The sequence below is a fragment of the Caldibacillus sp. 210928-DFI.2.18 genome (assembly GCF_020554505.1).
Classification (GTDB): domain Bacteria; phylum Bacillota; class Bacilli; order Bacillales; family Caldibacillaceae; genus Caldifermentibacillus; species Caldifermentibacillus hisashii.
The window spans coordinates 1-6,625 of record NZ_JAJCHL010000126.1 but is presented as its reverse complement, the minus strand read 5'-3'; the positions used below and the strand labels follow the sequence as shown (position 1 = coordinate 6,625).

The 6,625-nt window shown below is 36.4% G+C and carries 7 protein-coding genes; all 7 read right to left on the bottom strand.

Annotated elements, in window-relative coordinates; genetic code table 11:
• Window positions 1–227: 227 nt before the first annotated feature.
• The 7 genes from rpsA to sleB all read right to left on the bottom strand — a co-directional run bounded on the left by rpsA (window position 228) and on the right by sleB (window position 6,358).
• A complete protein-coding gene (rpsA, locus tag LIZ98_RS16380) occupies window positions 228–1,373 on the bottom strand; it encodes a 30S ribosomal protein S1 (protein WP_216407373.1) in 1,146 nt (381 codons plus the stop codon).
• 94 nt (window positions 1,374–1,467) lie between these two features.
• Entirely contained in the window at window positions 1,468–2,049 is a 582-nt protein-coding gene (locus LIZ98_RS16375; RefSeq protein ID WP_216407375.1) for a lysophospholipid acyltransferase family protein, read from the bottom strand.
• A 1-nt stretch (window position 2,050) separates the two neighbouring features.
• Window positions 2,051–2,725 carry a (d)CMP kinase gene (cmk, locus tag LIZ98_RS16370; protein ID WP_227140274.1) on the bottom strand — a complete coding sequence of 225 codons (675 nt, stop codon included), beginning with the start codon at window positions 2,723–2,725 and terminating at the stop codon, window positions 2,051–2,053.
• 216 nt (window positions 2,726–2,941) lie between these two features.
• Window positions 2,942–3,121: a YpfB family protein gene (locus LIZ98_RS16365; RefSeq protein ID WP_034770679.1), complete on the bottom strand. Its 180-nt coding sequence runs from the start codon at window positions 3,119–3,121 to the stop codon at window positions 2,942–2,944.
• A gap of 56 nt (window positions 3,122–3,177) precedes the next feature.
• The gene (locus tag LIZ98_RS16360; protein ID WP_227203139.1) at window positions 3,178–3,840 is read right to left on the bottom strand and encodes a flagellar brake protein; all 663 of its coding nucleotides are present in this window, start codon (window positions 3,838–3,840) and stop codon (window positions 3,178–3,180) included.
• Between the two features lie 215 nt (window positions 3,841–4,055).
• Entirely contained in the window at window positions 4,056–5,414 is a 1,359-nt protein-coding gene (gene ypeB, locus LIZ98_RS16355) for a germination protein YpeB (protein ID WP_041846358.1), read from the bottom strand.
• Between the two features lie 11 nt (window positions 5,415–5,425).
• Window positions 5,426–6,358, bottom strand: coding sequence for a spore cortex-lytic enzyme (gene sleB, locus LIZ98_RS16350; RefSeq protein ID WP_375293595.1), 933 nt, complete (start codon window positions 6,356–6,358; stop codon window positions 5,426–5,428).
• Between the last annotated feature and the right edge of the window lie 267 nt (window positions 6,359–6,625).

The following is a 6,625-nucleotide window of genomic DNA, read 5'->3' as shown; positions in this document are numbered from 1 at the left end:
ACTTATGCGTTAGGAAAGTAGAAATTGGAAAATTTATACTTTCCTATTAGCTAAAAAAGGCAAAATCATCCTTGAGAGTCTTACAAATATAAACGATGAGCAAGAAGAGAGGTTGGGCTATTTCGTAGTAAGATGGTGAGGGCATGATTTTGGCGGCCAGGCTCGTTTCTTTTACCAAGACATAAAGAAAACTCGGCGAGAGGAATGCCGAGTTTTCATTATTTAACTCACAGTTTTAATTTTTTCAATTGGTCACCGATCATATCACCTAATTGGAAACCTCTTTCTTCTTGTGGGAGTTCCACATCTTCTTTTACTTCCGGTTTTTCTAACTCCTTCATCGAAAGGGAAAGACGATTTTCAGCTTCATTGACACTCAAAACTTTTACAGTTACTGTTTGCCCTTCCTTCAACACTTCATGCGGTGTTCCTATATGTTTTTGTGAAATTTGTGAAATATGGACAAGACCTTCTACGCCAGGCAGTACTTCAACAAAGGCACCAAAGGAAACAAGTCGTTTTACCGTTCCTTCTACAACAGAACCGACAGGAAGTTTTTCACTTACTCCTTCCCATGGACCCGGTAATGTATCTTTAATTGATAGGGATACTCGTTCTTTCTCCGGATCAACAGCAAGGATTTTCACTTTCACTTGGTCACCTACATGAACAACCTCTGAAGGATGATTTACATGTTGATGAGAAAGCTGGGAAATATGAACTAAACCGTCGATACCACCGATATTAACGAATGCACCAAAGTCGGTAACTCGTTCGACCGTACCTTCGATCACCTCTCCCTCTTTCAAATTTGCCAATACTTCTTGCTTTTTCTGTTCATTTTGTTCCTTGACAACATCACGATGAGATAAGATTAACCGATTTTTTTCTTTATCCAATTCAACGATTTTAAATGTCATTGTTTGCCCTTTATAAATTGAAAGGTCTTCAACAAAGTGATCATCAACGAGTGAAGCCGGGACAAAACCACGGACACCGACATCAATAACAAGACCACCTTTTACGACATCACTTACTGTTGCTTCAATATATTCGCCACTTGCACTTTTTTCACTTAAACTTTCCCACGCTTTTTCAGCATCGACGCGCCGTTTTGATAATATAAGTGCTTCATCTTCCACTTTTGTAACGACTAAAGTTAATTCATCTCCCAGTTGAGCGGCGTCTTCAGCCTTTTCTATATGAAGGGCACTCAATTCGCTAATCGGAATAATTCCATCCAATTTACTGTTAGGAATATTGACAATTACTTGCTTGTCTTCCACTTTCGTCACCTGACCGGTAACATAATCTCCCACTGAAAAACTTTGAACCTCTATCTCATTCATCGTTTCGTTTGTATTTTCAGTCATATGTACTCCTCCTTAACTTGACACCAATGTTTATTATAAAGGAAAATAATTACCTTTACTTAACTTCTAATAAAAATTCCTATTTGTCAACACATTATTTATATTGTAACAAAATTTCTTTAATATGAGTCATAATTAATTCCGTTGCTTCTTCAGCTGAAGTTTTTTTATTTCGTAATTCATCAAAAGGAATCGGCTTTCCATAAACTATTTTTGTTTTTCGAAAAGGTTTATAAGTTCCGATAATAGCACAAGGTATTACGTAAGCATCCGATTTCAATGCAAAAAAACCAACCCCGGACATTCCTTTTCCAAGTTCACCTGTTTTACTTCTGGTCCCTTCAGGAAAAACCCCCAACACCTTTCCTTCCCTTAATGTTTCCAAACCTTTGCGAAGTGCTTCCCGATCGGCTTTACCCCGCTTAACGGGAAAAGCATGACAAAGTCGGATAATTTTATTTAATACCGGAATATTGAACAGCTCTTCTTTTGCCATGAAAATAACCGGTCTTTTCATGGTAATTCCGACAACCGGGGGATCGAGATTGTTAATATGGTTCGAACATAAAACGATTCCCCCTTCTTTCGGGATGTTTTCCAATCCAATTGTTTCGATCCGGAATAATGGGGTAAGAATGATTTTTACAATAATACGTGCAAATTTGTAGAAAAACATATTATTCCATCCTTTCAAAAACAAGTGCCATTATATTTTCAACAACTTGTTCAATCGACAATGACGTTGTATCAATTTCAATCGCATCTCTCGCTTTCTTCAAAGGGGCAAATTCTCGTTCAGAGTCCAAGCGATCTCTATTGGCAATATCGTTCTTCAATTGTTCAAAGTCGGAAGGAATTCCTTTTCGCATGTTTTCTTGGTGGCGCCTTTTCGCCCGTTCTTCTACACTCGCTTTTAAGAAAATTTTCACTTCAGCATTTGGAAGTACATATGTCCCAATATCCCTGCCATCCATGACAATTCCACCATTTTTTGCCAATTGTTGTTGTCTGGCTACCATTTCTTCCCTAACCAATTTATGTTTTGAAACAATGGATACATGATTAGTTATTTCCGGTAGTCTAATTTCCTCGGTGACATCCTTACCATCTACAAATACTCGTTGGTTTTTACCATCTTGTTTTAATGCTATATTTGTCATTTTTAATAACTGATACAGGTCCTGTTCGTTTTCTAAATTTATTTTCTGATTTATCGCTTTCCATGTTATTGCCCGATACATAGCCCCCGTATCGATATAAATGTATGAAAGTTTTTGGGCAACAATTTTGGCAACTGTACTTTTTCCGGCCGCTGCAGGACCATCAATTGCAATCGAAATCTTTTTTTCCATAGAATAAAAACCTCTTTCAATCCATATAAAAATCATTTACAACATAAAACTTAATTATTTCACTTTATTTTATCATAAATAATTAATCAAAAGCAGACCGGCTGATGATTTTTTCCATAATAGCACCTAAAAATTTCCTGCTGCATTTAAATTTACATACTTTTTGAAATTAAAATTTTCTTAATGCAAAAAGAAAAAGCAGGTATATACCTGCCCTTAGGGGGAATGAAAGGTTTCTAACACTTTTGAAAAATTTTCTTTCGTTACCCCTTCATACTGTGTCAATTCTTTTAATTCGGGAAATGCATTAAAGTGATGAAAAAGTAATTGACAAAGGATTAGGAAGATCGCGTGAATAATTACCAGTTTCATAATGACTCTTTCTACTTGCCTCATTTCTCTTCACCATCCATAATTTGTCACTATTATGGATGAAATAAAGGCAAAATATACTACTCATTTAATTCTTTTTTCCTTAAAGCTACTTGAGCTTCATAACAAAATTGAAGTAATATTTGTTCTTGTTGTCGACTATTGTTTAAAAACTTTAAGGAAAGAATCTTTCTGGTTTCATTATAGTCTATGATTCGAATGACCTCACATGTGAATTTTAAATAATGGTATTCTCCTGATCTCCTCGGTAAAACAAACCAACAAAGAATTTCTTGATGTTGACGGATTGGTATATTTATCGGGACTATAATCGAGGCTCCCCCGGCACTTATATCATCTGTGACCGTATTAAAAGGGACAAACTCATTATGTAAGGGATGAACCGCAACATCTACCGTCCATTTAATTCGAACAAATTCGCGCCGCTGAATACGGACAATATCCTCCTGCTTAGGGCTAGATAATACCAACAGGGGAATCGTTTCCTTTCGTTTACCAATGACAATCGTGATAAATTGATATGCTTGCTCAGACTCTTCTTCAACAAAAGAAATTTTTAGTTGCTCACCATTCATAATGTATAACATCCGATTTGAATTAAGTTCAACGGGATAGTCAATAGAAATGGTATCTTCATCAAAATCCATAATTTTACTTTTAAAACGTTGGAATTGATCATCATTTACCTTTTCAATGGTTAAAACCGTTCCGAGTTTAAACAATAGGATCCCCTCTCCAAAATCATTCTTCTCTATCATCATTATGACATGGTAAAGGGAAAACAGCAATTTCCTTTAAGAATTCCGGACAAATTTATCCCAACTTAACGGCAAGTCAATGATCAAAAGAAAAGTGGGAGAGGGACCCGCCCCATGCGTCCGATTTGTTCAGTAAACACTCAGTGGGTAAACTTCCCACTGAGTGAAGTTGACATTATTCATGCTTTGCCATTGGCAACATCTTCATAAATTGGTTCAGCATTTTGTAATTTTTCCACATATTCTTCAGAACCATCCTGTGCATTTACATAAATCCGGTACGTATCATTATCTAATGTTCCAAGAAACTCATAGCAAAGCACTTCATCATTCACTTCATTATTAATGATAGCTAAACGGGTTTCCATTACATTGACATTTTTGTTAATGGCTTTGCGTGCTTCTTCCTCTGAAATTTTCGCACTTGGAATTTCCTTGTGTTTATTATTTGTACCTAAATATTGTTCTGCGGAAAAACCGATGATACTTCCATCATCTAATGCTACTTTCACCATAATGGATTCCGGATAAATACGGACATTATTCTTTTTCGTAACAAAATTGAATAAACCAATATGATCATACTGAGTACTTTCAAACAGCTCTAAATCTTTAAATCCCCGTTCAGTCAAAAATTGATTGGCTTTTATGGAGGCATCATTTAAGCTGATTTTTTGTTCTTTTACATCTCGACTATTGATCAGCCAAATCGGGTATCCACCTTTTTTTGTAATATCCATATTGGTTTCGCCATTTTTATCTTGGATGGAAACACTATAAAAACCAAAGTCGGACCCTTTTCCGTTTTCAACCACTTTTGTTTTTGCGTTTTGGGAAACTTTTGTATATTTTTTTGCAATATTTACAGCTTCATTCTTTGTTATTTTTTTACCAGGCAAATTGCGATAACCCGATTCCTTTTTTTCCATACTCGTCATAATCGGTCCCATGTCTGTTTCGGAATACCCTTCCACTTTTTTTTCGACAGTTTTAAAGCCATCAATAATGGTATTGTCAGCAGCTTCCCTTCCGGATGCAATCGCCATTTCTACATCCATCCACCGCAAATTGTTTTTCAATGTAAGATGTTGGACTTTCCGTAGTTCATTTTGAATTTCAGCCGCCTGAGAATATAATGATTGCAATGTTTTATATTCTTCATCTGTCAATGGTTCTTTTTCTAAATCACGGACAGCGGTTTTATAACTAAAGTCGCCAATATTTGACAGAAATTCTTCTGTTTTATTAAAAGGAAGCAGTGTTAAGGGCAATTGACCCACGGAATTATTGGCTTCTGAAGTAATTCTCCATACCTCTGCAAGTGTCGGGGAAAGACTTGTTCTGGAACTCATTGCTAACGTTGTTCCGATTTTATCATGTAAAATATCAATATTATAGGTCAGTTCATGGAAGGCCCGTTGATAGTTATTTTCCGCATTGATTAAAATTGCGTTCTTTTCTTTATGTTCTTGATAACCCCAAATACCAACTCCGACTATGCCGACTGTCAAAACGCCGATCAATATATTTCTTATCATGTCGTCACCCCTTATTTACAGAATATATGTTTTCCAATTTGTTTAATTTGTGGCCTTGACCAAATCCACTTGTTTGTAGCTGTATTTGGGTTAAAATAATAAATTGCACCACCGGTAGGATCCCAACCGTTAATCGCATCAAGAACTGCTTTTTTCGAAGTTTCATTCGGTGTTAACCATATTTGACCATCTGCAACTGCAGTGAATGCACCGGGTTCAAAAATGACCCCTGCAATCGTATGCGGGAATGAAGGGCTTTCTAACCGGTTTAAAATGACTGCCGCAACTGCAACTTGTCCGATGTACGGTTCGCCACGTGACTCACCGTGAACGGCATTTGCCATTAACTTGATATCATTTTGCGAAAATCCATTTGGAACATTTGTTGCAGTTGGTTTAGCAGGTGTGGCAGGTGTGGCGGGTTGTTGATTGGCTGTTCCACCACCTTGATTATTACCGCGCGCTTGTTGATTCGTATTTCGATTTTGATTGTTTCCTGCCGGTTTTTGATTTTGATTGTTTCCTTGGGGTGCCCTATTTGTAGGTTTTTGATTTGTTTTTCCGGCAGCTCCGTCCTTGCCTCCTGTTTTTTGTTTGTTTAAATCAACACCACCATAATGCGTGAATTTATTCCCCTTATTTATCTGGTCCTTCACATATTTTTCGTTATATTGGCTTGCGCGGGCAAGTTTTTGCTTTGTTTTCGCTCCTGCCAATCCATCAATTTTTAAGCCAAACTCATATTGAAAATTTCGTAAAGCCCAATATGTTCTCCATCCGAAAACGCCATCAATTTTCCCTGTATAAAATCCTAAATATTGTAAACGTGATTGTAATTCAATAACATCGTCTCCAACCGCTCCAATTTGTATGACTTGATTGGAGAAAGCTTTAGCATCGCGATCATGTACACCCGAAACTAATAAAAACGTGCATATAAACATAATAATTGTTAGTTTCATCCATTTCTTTCGTGTAATCATATTGTTGTCCCTCCATGATGTAATAATCAAGTATCACTATTTTTTGCAGGAATTGGTTTTTTATGCAAAAGAATACTTAGGAGTACATTACAAGACTTATTACATAAAAATCAAAGTTTTGGATAGAATAAATCTAACGAGGAAAAACTTCTCATACTTGGAAATTTCCCTAATGAGGTAATTGCGATGTTCGTTATTCCTTGATTCCCAAAGGATAGAGAATACGTT

Coding starts and splice junctions, on each gene's coding strand:
- cmk (WP_227140274.1), bottom strand. CDS start 2,725: ATGGAAAAAAAGATTTCGATTGCAATTGATGGTCCTGCAGCGGCCGGA.
- rpsA (WP_216407373.1), bottom strand. CDS start 1,373: ATGACTGAAAATACAAACGAAACGATGAATGAGATAGAGGTTCAAAGT.
- LIZ98_RS16375 (WP_216407375.1), bottom strand. CDS start 2,049: ATGTTTTTCTACAAATTTGCACGTATTATTGTAAAAATCATTCTTACC.
- ypeB (WP_041846358.1), bottom strand. CDS start 5,414: ATGATAAGAAATATATTGATCGGCGTTTTGACAGTCGGCATAGTCGGA.
- sleB (WP_375293595.1), bottom strand. CDS start 6,358: ATGTTTATATGCACGTTTTTATTAGTTTCGGGTGTACATGATCGCGAT.
- LIZ98_RS16365 (WP_034770679.1), bottom strand. CDS start 3,121: ATGAGGCAAGTAGAAAGAGTCATTATGAAACTGGTAATTATTCACGCG.